This is a genomic window from Archaeoglobaceae archaeon (assembly GCA_038734275.1).
In the GTDB taxonomy this organism is placed as follows: Archaea; Halobacteriota; Archaeoglobi; order Archaeoglobales; family Archaeoglobaceae; genus WYZ-LMO2.
Genome location: JAVYOO010000008.1, coordinates 27,538 through 48,457, shown reverse-complemented (window position 1 = coordinate 48,457; position 20,920 = coordinate 27,538). Strand labels below are relative to the sequence as shown.

The following is a 20,920-nucleotide window of genomic DNA, read 5'->3' as shown; positions in this document are numbered from 1 at the left end:
GCTCTACTATTTTTATTCTTAAGCTCTACCCTGCTGAAATTACCTCAATTTTTAAAAAAGCTTTTTAAAAGTGATTAAATTCAAAAAGAATGCGAAGAAAAAAGTCGCACACCTTTATAAATGACATGCAACTTTGGAGGTTTGCGAGAATATATAAATAAAAGAAGGCATTAGAAAGCTTTAAATTGAGAAAGGAGTAAAAATTCATAAGGTTGAAATCAGACCAAAATGGGATTGAAAGGCAGGCTCGCTGGTCTATGTTAGAAGCATAGGTAAGGTTGAAATCAGACCAAAATGGGATTGAAAGTGGCGTTAACTATAAAGATGTTTTAGTTTCAAATGAAAGTTGAAATCAGACCAAAATGGGATTGAAAGTGAAATACTGGTGTAAGGGCCTTCAATCTCCCTCTAAAGTTGAAATCAGACCAAAATGGGATTGAAAGAAGTCATATATCAAACCACCATTACAACCAAACACTATTGTTGAAATCAGACCAAAATGGGATTGAAAGAACACCACGGGATTGGAGCTCTGATTTCGAAAAATTAGTTGAAATCAGACCAAAATGGGATTGAAAGTCATACACATTCCATGCGAAATAGTCAAGCGAGTCCGTTGAAATCAGACCAAAATGGGATTGAAAGTATCGACACCTTATAAAGCATTAAATTATCTTGCTCGGTTGAAATCAGACCAAAATGGGATTGAAAGTTGGCTTCTGGACTAATAAAAAGTGTTTTTATCTGTTTTGTTGAAATCAGACCAAAATGGGATTGAAAGAGCTTGTTTAATTGCTGAATTGTTTCCTCGCTTGCTCGCGTTGAAATCAGACCAAAATGGGATTGAAAGTAGTCTATAAGCAGAGCTGGAAAACTTACATTGCCCAAAATGTTGAAATCAGACCAAAATGGGATTGAAAGAGTAATTGCAGATGTGTTATACTATCTGCGTCAAATGGTTGAAATCAGACCAAAATGGGATTGAAAGTTGGATCCTGTATCGCAGGAATGTCGGGGGAAATGGGTTGAAATCAGACCAAAATGGGATTGAAAGTTTTTCTTTACGTTTGATACCTTTACTAACATTTCATGTTGAAATCAGACCAAAATGGGATTGAAAGATTAAAACAGTGTCCCCACGAGTTCGTAAATTTACCTGTTGAAATCAGACCAAAATGGGATTGAAAGACGAGTATAAGTGGCATTACGAGAATATAGATCAAAGTTGAAATCAGACCAAAATGGGATTGAAAGTCAGATTCTACGAGACTTATCTATATCGTTGGCATAGAGTTGAAATCAGACCAAAATGGGATTGAAAGATGCTACGCTGTGTCTGTCATGATTGATAATTTGTCATGTTGAAATCAGACCAAAATGGGATTGAAAGCTGCGTCGTTATCACAAATGTCGTTATACTCGCACCAATCGCAAGTTGAAATCAGACCAAAATGGGAATAACTTCATAAAATCCATAAATGCATATTGAAAGCACATTTCGTGTAGCAGAACAAAACTTGAGTGTGAATAAATTTAAATCTCTTTTTTCAAAATTTAAGTATGCCAATTGTCCAAGTTTATGTCTGGAAGGGGATGTCATTGGAAGCTAAAAGAAAACTGATCTCAGGTATTACAAAAACATTTACGGAATTAGGCATTCCATCGCATGCGGTAGAGGTTTTAATTCTGGAAATCCCAAAGGAAGATTGGGGAATCGGCGGTGAATTGGCGAGTGAGAAGTTTAGAGAAGTAAAGCAACCCTGATTTTAAAATTTAAATTTAATTTTTAAATAGCAAAAAGTCATAAGCTGAACAACCCACTTATATGTCGGTGAAAAAACGCAAACTCTAACGGGGTGCTTTTTCAGTTTTAATACGATGTAGGAGGAGAGATATCAATAGAAAACCTGAACTTAGACGACCTTAACCCTGTTAAGAGAGCCCAACCTAAAAGAACTGGAATATTAGCTCCGAGATTTGAAGAAGTTGGGCTAAGACCAGTGGAACTAAACCTTGGTATCAGAGAAGTTGAAAACATTGAGCTTGCAGTTAATGCAAAAATTTACCCGCTTGGGGTTATTGAAGTCGTATTTACTGCTGAATTCAAAAAAGCAAGTTATGAAGACATCATACGCCTCGTTAAAATGCCAGAAAGCTTTGTAAGGTTTGAGGATAAAGAAGTGGAATTTGAAAAGCTGCCCGCTGAGATATTTCAAAAGTTGAAAAATAAGATCAGAAAATCAATAATCAATCCGTATCAGCCATTTGAACAGCCGGAAGTTTACCGAGTTGTGGTCATCACGGAATTCGAGTTAAAACTAAAATTAAGCGAAATTTTGAGTAAATTTAGAAAGCAAATTGCAGGAATTTTAGGAGGAGAGGAAAACTGGGAGAAACTCAATGAGAAAGAAGTTGAGGATATCATGAGATTCTACCTTTCTTACTCTGAAGATGAGGCAATTTTCGTGGACTGGTATTCAACGCTTTTTATCGGTGGTGAGGAATATCTTGATGGACTCATTCAAACCGTGGAAATAGCAAAAATCCAACTTTTAGAGTTGAAGACTTATGATAACCTTCTTGATAAGAGAATTGAGAAAGCTTACAGCTCCTTACGCACAGTATTTGTTCATTCATCTACTGGTATTGCCTGGCTGAGCAGAACCTATACCGAACTTTCGAGAACAGCGAGCGAACTGGCAGAACTGAGAATTGAAGTAGTCGACTACGTTAACGATCTCAGAAACATTCTAAAATTTACTGGAGACTGGTATCTTGGCAAACTCTACAGCGCTCTTAGCGAAAGATTCAGGATTGTTGAGTGGCTAAGTCTTGTAGACAAGAAACTAGATCAGCTGCAAGAACTTTATTCTATGGCAATGGAGAGAGTTGATGTTTACAGGGCGACAACTTTAGAGTTTTTGGTATTGCTTCTAATTGTTTCCCTCGTGTTTCTTCAGATTATCATGGTGGTAAAGCTTTGAGTTTTATTTATTTCAAAGATTTAGGCATACCTAAAAATTTATAAACAAGGACTTTATAGTGAAAAAAGAGAATGAGAACCTTAGAAAACGCAGTCGGAAAGGTTAGAGTGGTTGAGATTACAGGCGGAAAGGGATTCACGCGTAGACTTGCTGACATGGGTTTAACTCCTGGACAGATAGTTGAAGTTCTAACCAATGGTCCTCCTGTTATAGTGAAAGTAAGAGATACCAAAATAGCGCTTGGTAGGGGGATTGCAAGAAAGGTGATTGTGGAATATGTTGAATAGAATTTACTTGGTTGCCCAACCCAATTCAGGAAAAACAACTCTTTTCAATCTTCTTGCTGGAGAGAATTGTTACGTTGCAAACTGGCCTGGAAAAACGGTGGACGTCTTTCAAGCAAAAATCATACACCATGGGAAAGAGATAGTTCTTGTAGACCTTCCAGGAATAAATAGCTTTAAAACTCTTAGCAAAGAAGAAAAATTGACAAAGGACGTTTTGCTAAGAGAAGAAGGTGTTGTGGTAGTCCTTTTAAATGGGGAATCATTATATCGATCACTATACTTTGCAATTCAGATTCTTGAAATAAGAGACAAGGTGATTTTGGCGATAAATAAGTCAGACTATCTTGAGAAAAAGGGAATTCACCTAAATCTTGAAATTCTCAAAGAAAAGCTCGGCGTGGAAATTGTGAAAATCAGCGCTCTCCACGGAACTGGAATAAATCAACTCATGGATCGGATTATGGACGTTCTTGAAGGTAGGATAAAGAGCAAAAAGCTCAGAATAAATTATGGTGCTCTTGAGGCGTATCTGGCGAAGGCTGAACAAGTTATAGGCGAAAGAAGTCTGGCAATAAAGGCGATAGAGGGAGAGGAAGAATTTATTGCAACACTCTCCGAAGATAAGAAGAAGCAGATCGAGGAGATTAAGAGAGAAATTAACGAAAAATTTGCAAACCCGGAAGAGATAATGGCAATGCACCGATACAGGTTTGTGGAAGAGCTACTAAGCTCTGCATTTAAGGAAGTAAAGTTAGCATCAGTTTCGTTCGAGGAAAAATTGGATAAAATCTTTTTTAGTAAATTAGGGCCAGTTTTTTCAATTTTTATCCTATTTAGCTCACTTTTGGTTGCATTTACCGTAAATTTTGGATTTCCACTAAATATTGTCCTCAGACTCCTTGGGCATGTATCTCTTGCAGATTATCTGGAAAATTACAGCTTTGTTGGTATTGTGTCGTCTCTCTTCGATTTTTTGTCTGAACAATTACAAATATTAATGCCCGACTCTTTTCTAAAGAATCTTTTAGTTAACGGTGTTTTAGCTGGAATTGGGGCTGTGATAGCCTTTTTTCCACTGATATTGGTTTTGAACTTCTTTATCTCTCTGATCGAAGACAGCGGTTTAATGGCAAGAATTGCAATCTCAATGGACAGATTTCTATATTTATTTGGATTGACGGGAAAATCTGTTTTCCCCTTCGGAGTTAACATGGCATGTAATGTTCCTGGAGTGATGTGCTCGAGAATCCTCGAAACAGATAGTGAAAGGATTAGAGTTGCAATGGCGTCCCCATTTGTCATCTGCCAAGCAAGACTACTTGTGATAGTTCTCTTTGCATCATTCCTCCTCACTTCCCCGCTTATCCAGAGCGCCGTGGTTATTTTCGTATATCTTATTTCCGTTCTTCTTTTCTTGGTATCCGCTAAGCTTTACGGAAAAGCAGTCAAAGAGCGGAGCTCTGAACTCCTTCTCGAGTTGCCACCCTACCACATGCCCAGCCTGAAGGTAACTTGGTGGATTACATGGGAGAGAAGTAAGGCCTTCATTTTCAAAATAGCCAAGTTAATTCTTCTATTCTCTATAATTGCATGGTTTTTGAACTATTCCGGTATTTCTAATTTGATTGGAGAATTAATAGCAAGTTTACTCCTTCCTATTGGTCTGAATGATCCCGGTCTGGGTTTTGCATTACTAATGGGGCTCTTCGCAAAAGAGCTCATAATTTCTTCTCTCGCAGTCTCATTTGGAACTGCGGATCTGAGTCAGATATCAGCAGAATTGTCGCTAACGAATGCTCAATCAATTGCGCTCATAATCTTTGTAGCGTTCTACACACCCTGCATCGCAACGTTATCTGCAATGTATGCTGAAATCAGGAATTATAAACTTCTCGCCTTTGCCATGGCATTCCAGCTTTTTGTGGGCTACTTACTTGCTCTATTGACTTATTTAGTCCTTTCTTGACTGCTAAGCTCTTTAAGCTTGTGGTAAAGGGTGGGCAAGAACAACCCTACATCTGTAACAACCCCAATGGCCTGATGGGTTCCGCGATCCATTAACTTCATCACCGTCGCGGGATTAGAATCAACACAGATGGTTTTAACCCATGAAGGGAGAAGATTCCCTACTGCAATACTATGTAATGTTGTAGCAAGCATCAAAACCATGTCTATACCTTCTAAAGCTTTCTTCATTTCTGCCTTTGCTACCATTACGTCAGTTATAACTTCTGGCAGGGGACCATCATCCCTTATTGATCCCGCAAGAATGAAAGGAACATTATTGCGAACACATTCGAACATAATTCCATCTTTTATGATTCCTTTCTCCACCGCTTGCTTTATGCCCCCAGCAGCAATTACTTTGCTGATCGCGTAGAGATGATGTCTGTTCCCACCTGGCACGGGTTTACCGGTTTTAATATCCATACCCAAAGAAGTGCCAAAAATCGAAACTTCGATATCATGAACAGCCAGAGCATTTCCGGAGAGAAGCAAATCTACAAAACCGTCTCGAATCATTCCAGCCAATGCATCTCTTGCTGCAGTGTGATCTACCGCAGGCCCGGCTACGACAGCCATCTTCCCATCGCGTCTCTTTAACTCAAGAATTTCTGCTGCAATAGCTTCAATCATCTTTTCTGTTGGTCTTTCAGTAGATACTTTGCCCCCCATAAACTCAAAATATGTAGATTTTCTCGGTCTCTCTGGTGGGATCACTCTAACCCCTTTTTCCCCAATAACAACAAGATCTCCTTTTCTGACTTCGCTGATTGGAACGCATAGAGCTCTTCCGTCTTTGATTACGATTACTCTGTCCATGGCAATTCCTTCAACTTTAAGCCATTTGCCCTTATAATGAACAAAGGTAAGATTGTTTGTAGTGACGTAGAAGTTATCTGGCAAAATCCTATCTCCCGGTGCTTCAGCCAACTCAATCTCCTCAGCATCCGGAATTCTTGCTCCAATCTTATGCAACTCCTTAAGGATTAACCCGAGATGTTCTTCGTCTTTTCCAAAAACAATTATCCTTGCGTAGCTGTAGTCTTGTTTTCTTTTCCCAACCTTGAATTCTATAATTTCAAATTCACCTTCAAGATCGAGAATTAGATCCAGTGCCTTTGGAAAGATCATCGAATCTATCAAATGCCCCTCAAATTCAAGCTCGCGAGCTATCATAGATTCTCCTTAAGATACCGGAATAAATAGTCTCTTGTCTCTATGATGGAGTTCTCTTCCCGGGTCTCGATCGTAAGATACCCACCATAATCTTTAAGAGGTAACAAACTTAGATCAACTTTTCCTTTTCCAAGAGCTAAATGCTCGTCTTTTTGGCCGTTGTTGTCATGGAGATGGATATTTATCACTCTGTCGAAATGTTCAAGAAATATATTACATTGCTGGAGCAAATAGTGACCGATATCGAGCGTTAAAAAAAGCTCCGTATCATTTAATATCTCCCTTAATGCCCTCTCAATACCACCGCTGATCCCAATTGTGTTTTCAAGGGCTAATTTAACCTCAGTTCTTCTTAGAAAGGGCTTCAATTCTTTAAGCAAAACCCTCTCATTGTGTTTGTCATATATTGCTTGCGGAAAATAAAAGTCACCGTTATTTATAAAGCCAGGATTCCAGCCTATGTGAAATGTTACCACTTCCGCACCACACCGATCAGCGATGTGGAGAACTCTCTGCATTTCCGCATAACTCGCCTTACGCATGACTTCACTCGTAGATATAAAATTCGTCGTAGTGGTTGGTAAATGAATGAGAAGGTCGACATCATAACTCCATTTAAGCTCAATCAGCTCGTTATAGCTTAAAGCGTCGGGGGAGAAAAAAGGATGATCCATGAGTATTTCGATGTGCTCAAAACCATTGTTTGTAACGAACTCGAAAGCTTCCTTAGGGTTGTGTCTAACGTCAGGCTGTGCTCCAATTTTCATAATTCCACCATAGTTCCTATGCCCTCTTTTGTGAAGAGCTCCAAGAGAATTGCATGTTTCTTTGAGCCGTCTATTACATGAACTTTTTCAACACCACCACGCAAAGCCTTCGCAATTGCATCGAACTTGGGCAACATACCGCCTTTTAGAACTCCCTTTTCGTAGAGTTGCTCGAGTTCTGAAAGCTTTATTCTTGAGATTAGGGAATTTTTATCGTTTACATCTCGTAAAATTCCTGGAACATCGGTTAGCATTATTAACTTTTTCGCCCTTAATGCACTTGCAATATCTCCTGCGACACTGTCTGCATTCAGGTTGTAGACATTGCCTTCGAGATCAGCAGAAACTGGAGATACAACTGGAATAAATCCGTTATCGAGTAAAAGTCTAAGAATGCCGGGATTGACAAGTTTTGTTTCACCAACAAATCCAAGATCCACCATAGTTTCTTCCATTCCTTTTTTTAGCTTTAGAAGTTTCTTTTCTGCAACAATCAGCAGACCATCTTTTCCGCTCAAACCAACTGCCTTTCCTCCATTTTTTATGAACATAGAAACAATTCTTGAGTTTATTTTTCCATCTAAAACCATTTCTACAACTTCCATGGTCTCCCTGTCTGTTACTCTAAGCCCCTCAACGAATTTGGGTTTCAATCCAAGTCTTTCCATTTTTTCAGAGATCTCGGGGCCGCCGCCATGAACCACAACCGGCTTTATACCTGTAAAATATAGAAGAAGGATATCCTTGACGATCTCCTCGAGAACTTCGTCGTTTACCATTGCATGCCCCCCGATTTTGAACACCATTGTCTGTCCATAGAACTCCTTTATGAATGGGAGTGCTTCAAGTAGAACCTCAACATTCTCCATGAAATGAGCCTGTTTAATGGATTAAGAATTTTGCTGAGCGTAAAAGAATATAGATATATTTTTAAATGCTTCAAGTATTTCATGCCTTACCGTGATCTCAGAGAATTCATTGAAAAGCTTGAATCCTCTAATGAACTGGCCAGAATAAAGGTTGAGGTAAGTCCAGAGCTTGAAATTACTGAAGTTACTGATAGAGTTGTCAAATCTGGTGGCAAAGCTCTGCTTTTCGAGAAACCAAAAGGTTATTCGATACCAGTTTTCATCAACGCATTCGGAACAAAGAAAAGAATGCTTATGGCTCTCGAAATAAGTGATTTTGATGAGATCAGGGAAAGAATCCTTTCAATCTTAAAATTAAGACCATCATCATTTATAGACATGATGGAGGGACTGGAATCACTAAAAGATCTAATAGCTATCGCTCCGAAAAAGGTCAGCGATGCTCCATGTAAAGAAAAAAGGGCGGAAAGCCTCGATAAGTTTCCAATTTTAAAATGCTGGCCAAAAGATGGTGGGAAATTTATTACTTTGCCAGTCGTTATAACCAAAGACCCAGAAAGCGGAGAACTGAATGCAGGAGTATACAGAATGCAGGTTTTCGATGGTAGGACAACAGGAATGCACTGGCAAATTCACAAGCATGGGGCAGAGCATTTCAGGAAATATAGGGAACTTGGAAAAGATCGGATAGAAGTTGCAGTAGCCATTGGAGTGGATCCAGCAGTGCTTTACTCCGCTACCGCGCCATTACCAGAAGGTGTAAGTGAGTTTGCGTTTGCAGGATTTTTGAGAAGAGAAAGAGTTGAGCTTGTTGACTGTGAAACAGTTGACTTACAAGTTCCAGCTACTGCTGAAATTGTGCTTGAGGGATATGTTAAAATTGACGAACTTCGATTAGAGGGGCCTTTTGGAGACCACACTGGTTACTACACCCCTCCAGAACCTTATCCGGTTTTCAGAATTACCAATATCACCCATAGAGAGGATCCAATTTATCATGCAACCGTCGTCGGAAGACCACCAATGGAGGACGCTTGGCTTGGAAAAGCAACAGAAAGGATATTTTTACCGATTATACGGCTTTTGAATCCAGAAATAGTTGACATCAATCTTCCAGTAGAAGCTGGATTCCACAATCTCGCAATAGTCTCCATTCGCAAGAGATATCCCGGACAGGCTAAGAAAGTAATGTTCTCCCTTTGGGGAACAGGGATGCTCTCTCTGACAAAGATTGTGATCGTTGTTGACAGTGATGTTAATGTGCACAATTTGAGCGAGGTAATATGGGCCGTGACTACCAGGTTTGATCCGGCAAAAGATGTCGTGATTCTACCACCTTCTCCAACAGATGCGCTGGACCATTCTGCTTATCTTCCAAGTCTTGCAGGGAAGCTCGGAATCGATGCAACAAAGAAATTAAGAGAAGAAGGCTACGAAAGAGAATGGCCGGAAGTAGTTGAAATGTCTCCTGAAGTTAAAGAAAGGATAAAGAGGATTTGGGGAGAAATAAGCAGATTTTTATGAGCGTTGTGAGTTTGAGCAAAAAATTGTTCGTATTACCAAAAATAAAAACTTTAGCGTTTGTTTACAGCTCATTGGTTCTTATTTTTGGTTTTCTAGATTTTAGTATGCTCCTATTCACGATTCTCATAACACTAACTACTCTCTGCTCTATAAAGCTTTTAAAACTTCGATTTAATCTAAAAAGGGTTCTTTTCCTTTCGATTTTGGTAGCTGTGCTTAGTTTCTCTTCTTTTATAATTTCTGGAAGCTTTTCTGGTTCCTTCTTTCTATTTCTTGCTGTGATTTACTTTTGTTCCGAGCGAGGTTTTATACCAGCAGTTCTCGTCTCGGCAATTCCCTTTTTGATAGTAGAGCCCAGCTCATTTTTCGTAATTTTTATCTCATCTGTTTTATTTTATATTTATCTTAAACTAATGGATGTGAAAATCAAAAATTCAACCATGAGGGAATTCGTTGAGAGCTTCGTTAGATTCTGGCTGACAAATGAACCAAGATACGCTGAGGAGATTCTGATAAAAAACTCTGAAGTGTTCAGCGGAAGGGTTAGATGCATTAAAATAAACGAGTTCAAACTGATCTCGACAGATTTTCATCCCGGCCCTTTTAGAAATGTCGGAGGGGCAAAACTCGTGGACTCGCTCGGTCTTCCAGAAGGTGTTTACCTACATTCGCCGTCATCACACGAAAGAAATCCCGTATCTAAAGAAGAAGTAGAAAAAATTCGCAGTGCTTTAAACTTTGATTGGATAGAAATTTTTCCATTCAGACCTTTTGAACTTGAAAGCGATAATTTTAAGGTTTTTTGCTTGCCATTTGACAAGATTAAACTGATATTCGTTAGTGGGAAAAAAAGACTTGACGATTTCGTGATCAATTCCAAGAACTTTGTAGTGGACTGCCATAATGCAAACTTTTTTGGTGACCTAACGATTGATGAAATAAAGGAGATAGAAAAACTCGTAAGGATCGCTGAAAACACAAATTCTGAACCGATCAGTGAAGTTTATGGAGCATTTATAAAAATAAACGCTGAGACTGAAAGTATTTCGAGATACGTTTCTGCAATTCTACTGGATTACGGCTTTGTAAGATACGTAATAGTGGTCTTTGATTCGAATAACGTTTTACCAGAGTTCAGAGAAATCGTAGAAAAGAAGTTCCTTGAAATTGGATTCAAAGCTGTGGTATGTTCAACGGACAATCATGCCAAAACCGGTATTAATATAAAGGAATCTTACAAGCCGGCTGGAGCAGTTGCTGAAGATTCTGAACTTCTAAAAATTTTACTTGAGAGGTGTAAAAACCCAGAATACGAAAAATTGAGCTTCAGCTACGGAGAATCAGTTGTGAGTGTTAAAGTTCTGGGTAGCTTGAAGGATAAGATTGAAGAAGTTGCCAGTAAGGCAGGAAGATACGTCTATTTGTTCTTTATTTTTGTATTTATTAGCTGGCTTCTTGCAATTATGATCCCGAAATCTATTTAGATAAGGAAGCAGTCAGTCTTATTGGGTGATCAATGTGGAAGGTTTGGAGGAACTGATCAGAGAAGACTACTACGTGATAAACTCTGAGGAAACATTATCAAAGCTTTTTCCATTGATAGATAAGCTTGGAAAGGACAGGGCTCAGGCGATACTGGTAGAAGAGGACGGGAAAATTCTTGGAGTTGTAAGAGAGAAAGATCTGATACGTGGCAGAGCGCTAAAAAATCCACACGAAACCAAAGTCAAATCACTTCTTGTTCGAACTGGAATAATTCCTGCATCAGATTTAACTCCGGAAAAAGTCGCAAGAAGATTTGTAGAGGATTCTACTCCGTTTGTTGTCGTTTCATTGAATGGGAGGTTAGGTGTGATCTATATAAATGATTTTATTAAATTTATAAAAAACAAATTTGAGGGAATTAAGGTAAGAGACTTGATGAACGAAGAGTTTACAACTGTAAGAAGATTTGACACTGTAGCAAAAGCTCTTTCATTAATGAAAAAGAATGGCGTGGACAGAGTAGTTGTTGTTGACGAGCGTGGCAAAGTAATAGGGGTGCTTACAGGCAAAGACATCATAGATAGAGTGATATCTCCAAGAAAGAGAGCAAGAAGCGGAGATTTCAGCGGAGAAAAAGAAAAAACGCTTTCGATAATGGTTGAGAGTATAATGAGTGCCCCACCAATATGTGCAAAAGCAGGAGACAGTATTTCAGATGTAATAGAGTTGATGGCTGAGAACAGAATTTCGAGTGTTGTTGTCGAAAAAGACGGTGTTCCCGAGGGCATTTTAATGAAAAGAGACATACTTGAATACTTCCTGCGTCTTGAAGAAAAGAAAGAATTTGGAGTTCAGTTCGTTCTCCAGAATATTAACACGGATGAATTCGAGAGAGGTGAGATAGTAAAAGACTTGGATAGATTTATGCGGAAATACAGGGATTTTCTTGGTGAAACTCAGATATATGTTTATCTGAAAAAGCAGAGGGTCCATTTCAGGGGTCTACCACTGGTAATTGCGAAGATAAAGCTATGGAGTGTCAAAGGACTTTTTATTGCAAGTGGAGAAAGCTGGGGAATTGAATTTGCAATCCACGTAGCATTAGAAAAGCTTGAAAGAGAAGTGCAAAAAGAAAAAGAGTTGATAGAGGAGGAGAAGCTCGAAAAAGCCGTTTACGAGTTCTTTGAATGATTAAGCCTTATTTTTATACTTTCTGCATGATATTTTAATCCCTCAGCTTCTGCAAGCTTCACTACCGCATTTCCTATTCTTTTAAGGGTGTCCATGCTCAATTGCTGAAATGTAAATGATTTCATGAAACTTTCCACCGTGAGACCACTGTATATTTTTGCATAACCCAAGGTCGGCAAAACATGGTTTGTTCCCGCAGCATAATCGCCCATGGCAACTCCGGAGAACTCGCCAATGAAAACACTTCCTGCGTTTTTGATCTTACTCAAGTACTTTTCTGCATCTCTGCAGAAGATTGAGAGATGCTCGGGAGCGAATTCATTTGAAATCCTTATAGCCTCACCCAAGTCTTTTACGAGTTCCACTGCAAGATTTGCTTCACCCATCACATTCCCAACAATTCTTTTAACCTCTTCAGCAATTTTTTCCGAAGTAGTCAGAACAACAGCAATTGCCAAAGGATCGTGTTCCAATTGGGCTAAGCAGTCGTAAGCTATGAATTCTGGATTTGCAGAATCGTCGGCAATTACAAGGATCTCTGAAGGGCCTGCAGGCATATCTATTGCGACATCTTTGGCAACGAGCAGTTTTGCTGCTGTAACATAAGCATTTCCTGGACCCACAATTTTTTGAACTTTTGGTATGCTTTCGGTTCCGTATGCCATTGCTGAAATTGCTTGGGCTCCACCAACGCAGTAAATTTCGTCAAAACCCGCCAAATCACATGCTACGAGTGTTAAAGGGTTCACTTTCCCTTCAGAATTTGGGGGTGTGCATGCTATGAGTTTTCCAACACCTGCGATTTTTGCTGGAATTCCTGTCATTAGAGCTGTAGAAGGATAGCTTGCCCTACCTCCCGGAACGTATGCGCCAGCAATATCTAATGGCGCGTATATTTTACCCATAATACAGTCTTCAAAGTGAATTTTAATCTCTCTCTCGACAGTTGTAAGCATGTGGAACCTCTCAATGTTCTCCTTCGCAGTTTCTAAAGCGTCAATAAGCTCATCATCGATCTCCTCATAGGCTGCATCTATTTCTTTCTTTTTTATTCTTAGCCTTTTCAACTCCACTTTGTCAAAAAGCTTTGTATACTTCAGAACGGCCTTATCGCCGTTCTTTCTAACGTCTTCCACAATTGGTTTTACTTTTTCTATAAATTCTTCAAAGTTTACCTTTTTTCTTACGCTATCTATATCCATAACTCCCCCTCAATTTGTCGAAAAAACGATCTATGGTGCCATATTTAAGAACTATCCTCATATAGAGATCATCCAAAACTCTGCTCGAGGCACCCCAAACGAGTTCTCGAGCACACTCAAAATTGGGCCCCCAATCGGCAATTCTTCTCGATCTCAGAACTCTTTCAAGACTATCAACAAGAACTTTGCTCACTTCTTTGGTGTCTGGTTTAAACTCTTTTTCGTCGGTTATGCCAACAATCGGGCACAGCGGGATCCTATATTCTCTTACTTCTCTGGATTTTAAAAAACCGATTACCTCTACCTTCCTTTTGTCAACTCCAAGTTCTTCTTCGAACTCTCTTAAGGCAGTTTCAATAACATCTTCTCCCTCCTCTCGCATTCCACCGGGAAATGCTATGTGCCCTGCATTGCGTGTCAGGCTTTCTCCTCTTTTTATCATCAGAATTTTCGGTTCTCTACAGTCAAGAATAGGGACAAGCACAGCAGCCATTACTTCTTTGTTAAACTCCGGGTTGAGTATTTCTTTTAGCATTTCTCTAAGCACAACTCTTGTTTTTCACAAAATATATAAGATTTTAGAAGGGTATCTACTATTTAATTTAGTCAATCTTTTAAAGCATTTGGAAACAGATTTATATCCATCAAACAAATTTCTGCGAGATGGCCCGGATGGGGTAGTGGTTATCCTCTGGGACTGTGGATTCCAGGACGCGGGTTCGAATCCCGCTCCGGGCCCTAACTTTTTTGAAGATCGATAACACCTTTATTCACCAATACTATACTTGTGTTCGGTTTACTAATAAAAAATTACGAGGTTTTCAAAAAGATAAAATAGCATTTAAAAAGTTAAACCGTCGAACTCGCTTGATTTTCTCGGATTTTATGAAAAATAAATCCTGGATGAGCTTCTAAATTCCATAAAAGCTATTTAATTGACGACAAAAAGCAAACATCAGCGACAAATTTTGTTGAAAAACCGAAGATTTTTACTGCACAAGATAGGAATGGAAGTTGAAACTTAGTTCTTGCAGACAGGTCATATCGTGTCTTCTAATGAAAAAATTAATATATTGAGGGTGAGAGATCTAACCATGGCCATGAGCGGGGAAATAACTACTTTTTTTGGAATGAGAGTTTTTACGGATGAAGGACGATATGTTGGCAGAATTGAAGACGTGATGATCGACAGCGATACGAACACGATCACTGGGATAGTCGTTGTGGACTACAACAAGGCAATAATAGATTCAACGGCGAGGGGCGTGGTAATACCTTATCGTATAGTAAGAGCGGTTGGGGATATAGTAATAGTAAGAGATGTATTTACCAGAAAGAAGATACCCGCTTCTGAAATGAGAGAATTAGTTTTAGGCGATTCAGAAGAATAACCAAATTAATTGTTTTCGTTTTTTGGGTCTTTAAAGTTTATCGGTCCCGAATAAAAACCAAAAAACTTATATTCATCATTTAATCGAGTGGAATTGGTGATAGAATGAGCGAAGCAAAAGATCTGATTAAGAAGATGTGCGATATACAGAACCAAGACCCAGAAGTTCAGGCAGCATTGAAGGGCTGGAGCGGAGTAGTGCAGTATCAGATTGACGGCGAGGAGTTCTATGTAGAGTACAAACCAGATGGCAAGTGTGAGTTTAAGGAAGGCAAAGCCGAGAAACCAACATTCACAATTATCGCCAGTTCCAAGTTCTGGTGCGACGTTCTCAGGGGCAAGGAGGATCCAGTTGCAAGCTTCATGATGGGTAAATACAAGATTACTGGCAACATAATGGAGTCCCAGAAGCTTGCAAAAATTGCGAAACAATTCAGAGGTAAGTATCAACTTTAGAAAGTTTTTTAATCCCTTAAACTCCTTTTTTTTGTGCAACCGGATTACCTCGGTTACAGAAGGCAAAAGCTTTTTCCATACGGTGCAAACAATTTGGTTCTGTTCGTATGCCTGATTCTCTTCTTTATATCGATCTTTTTACCATACAAAATGGTCGATCTGTTTGCCCTGCATCCAGATCAGGTTTTGATCAAGCCATGGCAATTGGTTACAAGTATTTTCCTTCACATTGATTTCTGGCACTTTTTCATAAATTGCTTTGTTCTACTTTTCTTTGGGGCTGAATTAGAACGGCTTCTTGGTGAGAGAGGATATTTTAAAGTCTTTTTTGCTTCAGGATTGGCGGGAAATTTTGGATACATTCTCTACGCCTACGCCACACACAGCCTGATCCCAGCTCTCGGTGCTTCGGGAGCGATATTTGGTGTTATGGGAACGCTGGCAATTATAGCGCCCGGTATCAAAATCATAATTTTCCCAATTCCGATTCCAGTAAATATCAGAGCTGCGATACTTCTTTTTGCCCTGTATGACTTCGGAATGCTTATGCTTACGACTACCCACATTATTGGAAGCGGGGTTGCATACATTGCCCATCTTACAGGTCTTGCAATCGGAATTATGATTGGAGAAAGAATGAGGTTTAGGTATATTTATGCCTAAGTTCTGGAAAGAAAAGGAAAGATATCGCGGAAAGGTCGAAGATTGTCTAACTGCTATCATAACAACAAGGGGTTGCTCGTGGAGAAAATGCTACATGTGTAGCTACTGGAGCGAGTCGAGAGCAGTAAGCGAAACGGTTCTCAAGGAAGAGCTTGACCAAATTATCGAAAAAGTTGGAGATGCAAGCATTTTGAAAATTTTTACTTCAGGGAGTTTCTTGGACGAAAAGGAAATTCCGGCAGAGTTGAGAAGATACTTTGTAGATCGAATTAAAGAAATAGGTGTAAAAAAGCTGATAATAGAATCCCGACCAGAATTTGTTGATCAAGAGAAGCTTAAGGATTTTAGGGGAATCGAACTTGAAATTGGCATCGGGCTGGAGACAGCTGATGATGCTATAAGGGAGCAGTGTATAAATAAGGGTTTTAATTTTTTGGATTTCATTAAATCTGCAGAAATTATAAGAGGGAGGGGTTTTAGAGTTAAATGTTACCTCTTACTTAAACCTCCTTTTCTTTCAGAAAGCGAAGCGATAATAGATTTGGTTAAATCAGCAGATAAAGTAAAGAACCACGTGGACGTCATTTCGGTCAATCTAATGAACATACAAAAATCCACTCTTGTTGAAAAATTATGGGAGAAGGGGCTTTATAGATCTCCTTGGCTCTGGAGTGCTATCGAAGTCCTAAAAAATATCCAAACTGAGGTTATCTGTGATCCGGTAGCAGGTGGTAAGATTAGGGGCCCACACAATTGTGGTAGATGCGACAAAAATGTTGTGAGTGCAATCAAGCTGTTCTCCCTAACTCAAGATAAAGAAATGCTCGATATCGAGTGTGAATGTAAAAAAATTTGGCTTAAGTCCTTAGAGTTTGAAAAATATTCAAGAATTCCGCTTTTTGACTAAAATCTGAAGTGTGGTGCCCATGGTGGTTTGAAGATAGCTGAAAACATCATGCCAAAGATCAATGAGAGTATCATTACGCAGATTACGCTTATTATTACCGCAAGGATTGCTTGAAGCCATCTGAGATCAAGAATCTCCTTGAATACCCATAGATAGATAACCGCAAATATTATTGGAGCGAATAAGGTTATCAACGGAATAAATGATAAAATCACTGTTATAAAAGCAGAAGCCACGAAAGCAACAAGATTGGCAAATCCGCATTTGAGCAGTGGCCTTCTTTTCCCAATTAGTGCAAGTGATACCCATATAAAGAACCCAGGAATTACTATTAGCAATAAAAGCAGGATTAAAAGAAAAAATATTGAGATCAGACTCATTCCAAGTATTGTTATCGCTTCAGAGAAGAATTGCACCATCTTCAGCACCTGTTACAAGCTTTGAATACCTTGCCAAATATCCCCTTAGCTCTTTCTTCGGTGGTTTCCAATTTTTACGTCGATCTTTAATTTCTTCCTCACTCAATTTCACGTCAAGTCTTCTTGCAGGAATGTCTATAGAAATTTGATCTCCATTTCTAAGCAGACCGATTGTTCCACCTTCAATTGCCTCAGGAACAATATGGCCTATGCACGGCCCTCTCGTAGCACCACTAAATCTACCATCAGTTACCAGAGCCACCTTCTGCAACCCCATTCCAGCAATAGCCGCTGTTGGAAGCAACATTTCCGGCATGCCAGGAGCACCCTTTGCACCCATGTATCTAATGACCACAACATCACCTTCAGAGATCTCATTGTTCAGAATGGCTTTTAAAGCCATCTCTTCACCATCAAAGACTTTTGCTTCTCCTTCAAATTTTAGCATATCTTCACGAATTGCAGAAACCTTAACAACTGCACTGCTGGCAAGGTTTCCCTTGAGTATAGCTATTCCTCCCTCTTTGCGATATGGCTTTTCTGACATTATTATATCTCTACCCCTAGTAATCGCAGTATCCGCAATCTCGTATAGCTTTTTACCGCTCACTGTCATCTCATTGCTAAAGTAATTTTTCATCTTTTTTATTATCATCGGGACTCCTCCACTCTCGTCCAAGTCTACAACGGTGTCTTTGCTTGCCGGATCAAGTGAAACTATATGGGGTGTTTTCCTGCTTATCTCGTCGAATTTCTCCACTCTCAGTCTGATACCTGCCTCTCTTGCGATGGCTGGCAAATGCAGAACTGTGTTCGTAGAACCGCCAATCATCATGTCCATCGTTATTGCATTTTCAAAAGACTTCTCATTTATGAAGTCAAGAGGTTTTATTTTCTCTTTTACAAGTTCAACAACTCTCTTACCGCTCATCTTAGCAATTCTTAGCTTTCTGGAAGATGCACAGGGGGAAGTTGAGCAATATGGCAAACTTAATCCCAGAGTTTCTGTCAGAATCTGCATCGTGTTCGCAGTGTATAAACCCTGACAGCTCCCACAATAGGGTGCACAAAAATCTTCGTATAATTTTAGTTCTGCTTCACTTATTTTTCCAGATTTATACAGTCCTGCCGCTTCAAAGGCATCTTTTATTGATACTTTTTCCCCTCTTATCCTTTCCGAAAGCATTGGGCCTCCAGTGACTGCAATTGCGGGAATATTGAGTCTTAACATTGCCATTAACATTCCCGGCACAATTTTATCACAGCTTGCCACCACCACAAGTCCATCAAATCCGTGAGCTTCGACCATACACTCTATACTGTCTGCCACAATCTCTCTTGAGGGCAAGGAAAACAGCATTCCCCGATGTCCCATAGCTATTCCATCACATATGCCAATTATTCCGAATTCAAATGGAACTCCGCCTGCTGAGCAAATTCCCTCTTTGACTGCATTTGTGATCTTGTCAAGATTCATATGCCCCGGAACGATTGTGCTGTAGGCGTTTGCAATGCCTATAAATGGCTTATCGAAATCCTCTTCAAGAACACCGAGAGATTTCAGTAAAGCCCGATGTGCGACTCTGTCAATACCTTTTTTCACAATCTCGCTTCTCATAAATTTCAAGGAATTCCAAAAGCTTATAAAGATTTCATCTTCATTTGTTTTATGCGCGTAGAAGAAGTGATGAACAAGAGAATTGAATTCGTTGATCCCGATATAACGGTTTTAGAGGTTATAGAGAAGATCGTCAACAAAAGAATTCGATCTGTTGTCGTGAAACCCAGAGACAAGGACTACGGACTAATAACTATCCGAGATATCGTTTACAAATGCTTGGCAAAAGGATTAGACCCTGAGGATCTAAAAGCTTATGAGATTGCTTCAAAACCACTAATCACTGTAGAAAAAGGCACAAGTATTGGAAACGCCCTTGCCATCATGGAAAAATCAAAGATTGCGAATGTTTTTGTGAAAGAGGGCGAAAAGATCGTTGGAATTGTAAGTTTAATGGATATTATGACCGGATACTTAATAGGGAGACTTTTATGAGGGCGGAAGAGAAAGTTATTAATAATATTGGTCAAATGCTGAATTTAGCCCTCTCCGCTTGTGAATTGCTTCACAAAGCAGTTCTTGAAAAAAACAAAAACTTCTTGGAGGAGGTTTCGAGACTTGAAAGAGATGGAGATGATTTGAGAAGAAGCACCGCACGAGAAATTTACAAGGGGGCCTTTTTGCCGTATCTCAGATCAAATATATTAAGACTCGTTGAAGACGTGGACGACATTTTAAACACGATAGACAAAGCCGGAAAGTATTTCCGAAAAATCCGAAAACTTGATTTTTTGAATTCAGCGTATGAGATCGAAAGAATACTGGAACTGAATGTGATTCTATGCAAAATACTATCAAAAAATTTCTTGGAATTTTTCAAAACACCTGAAAAACTCGGCGAAGCTGTAATTGTGGTGAGAATGCTTGAAAAAGAAGCTGATACCCTCAAACACTCTATACTTGAAAGCTTTAGAGAGGAAGAATTCGAATTGTGGGATGGTATATTCACCTTCAACTTTGTGGAGTCGATTGAAGAAATAAGCGACGTAATTGAAGATACCATGGACACGATTCAAGTGATCGTTCTAAGCCTCTAATCATGACAGAGATAATCTCGCTGATAGCCTTTTTACTGCTTGCATTCAGTATTGGCTCCAATGACACATCAAACGCATTCGGGATCTGCATAGGATGCAAGATAATAAATCTCAAAAAAGCTGTTATCCTCCTTTTTGTTCTTGCTCTTATTGGATTGACTATCCAAGGTGGTAAAGTAATAGAGACTGTTGGTGAAAAAATCACAACACTTAATGCCCAAATCTCCTCAATAGCTTTAATAGTATCGGCATTGGTAGTAATACTCTCAAACTTTCGTGGAAATCCGCTTTCGACTCATCAGGTAATAGTGGGAGGTATTTCGGGAGTAGCTGTAGCTTTTGGTGCTCCCGTTAGTTTAAAAACGCTCTCAGAAATAATTCTATCCTGGATTCTTTCCCCACTTCTGGCTGGAATTCTCGCAATTTTAATATTTTATTCGCTGGAAAGAATTTTGAAAGCACCAACACTAATAGTCGAGAAAACACTGAGACACCTCATGCTGTGCTCCGCAATGTTAATTGCATACAACATGGGAGCAAATGAACTTGCGACTGCAATTGCCCCACTCGTGGCTACCGGGATAGATCGTTCGATCGCGATTCTGGGGCCATTTTTCCTGGCTCTTGGTGCCTTGGCTTTGAGCAGAAGAATTGCAGAGACACTCTGCAAGAAGATAACAACTATAGATCCAAAGTCGGGATTTTCAGCGCAATTCGCAGCTGGTTTAAGTGTTTACACATTTACAGTTCTTGGAATGCCCGTATCTACGACTTATTCACTTGTAGGTGGTATTTCAGCGATTGGACTATCAAAAGGGGTCAGAGCGATCAAGATAGGCAAACTGAGAGAGATAATACTTGGCTGGATTTTTGCCCCTGTTATCGCATTCGTTTTCGGATATGTTATATCAAAAGCATTTATATTTTATTACTAATATAAT

At 39.4% G+C, this 20,920-nt stretch carries 21 protein-coding genes, 1 tRNA gene and 1 CRISPR repeat array; of the genes, 15 read left to right on the top strand and 7 right to left on the bottom strand.

Going from position 1 to position 20,920, the window contains the following annotated elements:
* Positions 1 to 211 precede the first annotated feature (211 nt).
* A CRISPR array of direct repeats spans positions 212 to 1,464; the repeat unit is 30 nt; unit sequence GTTGAAATCAGACCAAAATGGGATTGAAAG.
* A 96-nt stretch (positions 1,465 to 1,560) separates the two neighbouring features.
* From QXI54_08055 to feoB, 4 genes are all read left to right on the top strand, one after another.
* On the top strand, positions 1,561 to 1,764 hold the full coding sequence (locus QXI54_08055; GenBank protein ID MEM0303104.1) for a tautomerase family protein: 204 nt from the start codon (positions 1,561 to 1,563) through the stop codon (positions 1,762 to 1,764).
* Positions 1,765 to 2,000: 236 nt separating this feature from the next.
* Positions 2,001 to 2,984: a hypothetical protein gene (locus QXI54_08050; GenBank protein MEM0303103.1), complete on the top strand. Its 984-nt coding sequence runs from the start codon at positions 2,001 to 2,003 to the stop codon at positions 2,982 to 2,984.
* 71 nt (positions 2,985 to 3,055) lie between these two features.
* Positions 3,056 to 3,271, top strand: a complete 216-nt coding sequence (locus tag QXI54_08045; GenBank protein ID MEM0303102.1) for a FeoA family protein — start codon at positions 3,056 to 3,058, stop codon at positions 3,269 to 3,271.
* Entirely contained in the window at positions 3,261 to 5,237 is a 1,977-nt protein-coding gene (gene feoB, locus QXI54_08040) for a ferrous iron transport protein B (GenBank protein ID MEM0303101.1), read from the top strand. Before QXI54_08045 ends, feoB begins: the two co-directional genes overlap by 11 nt.
* Here the strand turns inward: feoB and QXI54_08035 are convergent.
* From QXI54_08035 to argB, 3 genes are read right to left on the bottom strand one after another with little or no spacing between them, the layout of a single operon-like run.
* Entirely contained in the window at positions 5,219 to 6,451 is a 1,233-nt protein-coding gene (locus QXI54_08035) for a TIGR00300 family protein (protein ID MEM0303100.1), read from the bottom strand. The two genes, feoB and QXI54_08035, sit on opposite strands and share 19 nt — an antisense overlap.
* Positions 6,448 to 7,218, bottom strand: coding sequence for a sugar phosphate isomerase/epimerase (locus QXI54_08030; GenBank protein MEM0303099.1), 771 nt, complete (start codon positions 7,216 to 7,218; stop codon positions 6,448 to 6,450). The genes QXI54_08035 and QXI54_08030 overlap by 4 nt, the downstream gene beginning before the upstream one ends.
* A complete protein-coding gene (gene argB / locus QXI54_08025; protein ID MEM0303098.1) occupies positions 7,215 to 8,087 on the bottom strand; it encodes an acetylglutamate kinase in 873 nt (290 codons plus the stop codon). Before argB ends, QXI54_08030 begins: the two co-directional genes overlap by 4 nt.
* A gap of 81 nt (positions 8,088 to 8,168) precedes the next feature.
* Here argB and QXI54_08020 point away from each other — a divergent pair, with 81 nt between their 5' ends.
* The 3 genes from QXI54_08020 to QXI54_08010 are packed head-to-tail and all read left to right on the top strand — an operon-like array spanning position 8,169 to position 12,287.
* Positions 8,169 to 9,611, top strand: coding sequence for a menaquinone biosynthesis decarboxylase (locus QXI54_08020; GenBank protein ID MEM0303097.1), 1,443 nt, complete (start codon positions 8,169 to 8,171; stop codon positions 9,609 to 9,611).
* On the top strand, positions 9,608 to 11,095 hold the full coding sequence (locus tag QXI54_08015) for a DUF2070 family protein (GenBank protein MEM0303096.1): 1,488 nt from the start codon (positions 9,608 to 9,610) through the stop codon (positions 11,093 to 11,095). The genes QXI54_08020 and QXI54_08015 overlap by 4 nt, the downstream gene beginning before the upstream one ends.
* Positions 11,096 to 11,120: 25 nt before the next feature.
* Complete coding sequence (locus QXI54_08010) at positions 11,121 to 12,287, top strand: CBS domain-containing protein (protein MEM0303095.1); 1,167 nt, start codon at positions 11,121 to 11,123, stop codon at positions 12,285 to 12,287.
* Here the strand turns inward: QXI54_08010 and hisD are convergent.
* Complete coding sequence (gene hisD, locus QXI54_08005) at positions 12,269 to 13,489, bottom strand: histidinol dehydrogenase (GenBank protein ID MEM0303094.1); 1,221 nt, start codon at positions 13,487 to 13,489, stop codon at positions 12,269 to 12,271. The two genes, QXI54_08010 and hisD, sit on opposite strands and share 19 nt — an antisense overlap.
* The gene (locus QXI54_08000) at positions 13,476 to 14,036 is read right to left on the bottom strand and encodes a CoA pyrophosphatase (protein MEM0303093.1); all 561 of its coding nucleotides are present in this window, start codon (positions 14,034 to 14,036) and stop codon (positions 13,476 to 13,478) included. The genes hisD and QXI54_08000 overlap by 14 nt, the downstream gene beginning before the upstream one ends.
* 119 nt (positions 14,037 to 14,155) lie before the next feature.
* Between QXI54_08000 and QXI54_07995 the strand changes: the two genes are divergently transcribed.
* The 5 genes from QXI54_07995 (at position 14,156) to QXI54_07975 (ending at position 16,905) form a co-directional block, all read left to right on the top strand.
* Positions 14,156 to 14,227, top strand: a tRNA-His gene (locus QXI54_07995).
* A 356-nt stretch (positions 14,228 to 14,583) separates the two neighbouring features.
* The gene (locus QXI54_07990; protein MEM0303092.1) at positions 14,584 to 14,880 is read left to right on the top strand and encodes a PRC-barrel domain-containing protein; all 297 of its coding nucleotides are present in this window, start codon (positions 14,584 to 14,586) and stop codon (positions 14,878 to 14,880) included.
* 104 nt (positions 14,881 to 14,984) lie between these two features.
* Positions 14,985 to 15,335, top strand: a complete 351-nt coding sequence (locus tag QXI54_07985; protein ID MEM0303091.1) for an SCP2 sterol-binding domain-containing protein — start codon at positions 14,985 to 14,987, stop codon at positions 15,333 to 15,335.
* A 33-nt stretch (positions 15,336 to 15,368) separates the two neighbouring features.
* Positions 15,369 to 15,998: a rhomboid family intramembrane serine protease gene (locus QXI54_07980; GenBank protein ID MEM0303090.1), complete on the top strand. Its 630-nt coding sequence runs from the start codon at positions 15,369 to 15,371 to the stop codon at positions 15,996 to 15,998.
* Positions 15,991 to 16,905 carry an archaeosine biosynthesis radical SAM protein RaSEA gene (locus QXI54_07975; GenBank protein ID MEM0303089.1) on the top strand — a complete coding sequence of 305 codons (915 nt, stop codon included), beginning with the start codon at positions 15,991 to 15,993 and terminating at the stop codon, positions 16,903 to 16,905. Before QXI54_07980 ends, QXI54_07975 begins: the two co-directional genes overlap by 8 nt.
* On the opposite strand, the gene QXI54_07970 is transcribed toward QXI54_07975, so the two are convergent.
* Positions 16,902 to 17,324 carry a hypothetical protein gene (locus QXI54_07970; GenBank protein MEM0303088.1) on the bottom strand — a complete coding sequence of 141 codons (423 nt, stop codon included), beginning with the start codon at positions 17,322 to 17,324 and terminating at the stop codon, positions 16,902 to 16,904. The two genes, QXI54_07975 and QXI54_07970, sit on opposite strands and share 4 nt — an antisense overlap.
* Positions 17,305 to 18,942, bottom strand: a complete 1,638-nt coding sequence (gene ilvD / locus QXI54_07965) for a dihydroxy-acid dehydratase (GenBank protein MEM0303087.1) — start codon at positions 18,940 to 18,942, stop codon at positions 17,305 to 17,307. The genes QXI54_07970 and ilvD overlap by 20 nt, the downstream gene beginning before the upstream one ends.
* A 51-nt stretch (positions 18,943 to 18,993) precedes the next feature.
* Here ilvD and QXI54_07960 point away from each other — a divergent pair, with 51 nt between their 5' ends.
* The 3 genes from QXI54_07960 to QXI54_07950 are packed head-to-tail and all read left to right on the top strand — an operon-like array spanning position 18,994 to position 20,914.
* On the top strand, positions 18,994 to 19,377 hold the full coding sequence (locus tag QXI54_07960) for a CBS domain-containing protein (protein MEM0303086.1): 384 nt from the start codon (positions 18,994 to 18,996) through the stop codon (positions 19,375 to 19,377).
* Positions 19,374 to 19,979, top strand: coding sequence for a DUF47 family protein (locus QXI54_07955; protein MEM0303085.1), 606 nt, complete (start codon positions 19,374 to 19,376; stop codon positions 19,977 to 19,979). Before QXI54_07960 ends, QXI54_07955 begins: the two co-directional genes overlap by 4 nt.
* Before the next feature lie 2 nt (positions 19,980 to 19,981).
* A complete protein-coding gene (locus QXI54_07950) occupies positions 19,982 to 20,914 on the top strand; it encodes an inorganic phosphate transporter (GenBank protein ID MEM0303084.1) in 933 nt (310 codons plus the stop codon).
* The last annotated feature ends 6 nt before the right edge of the window (positions 20,915 to 20,920 follow it).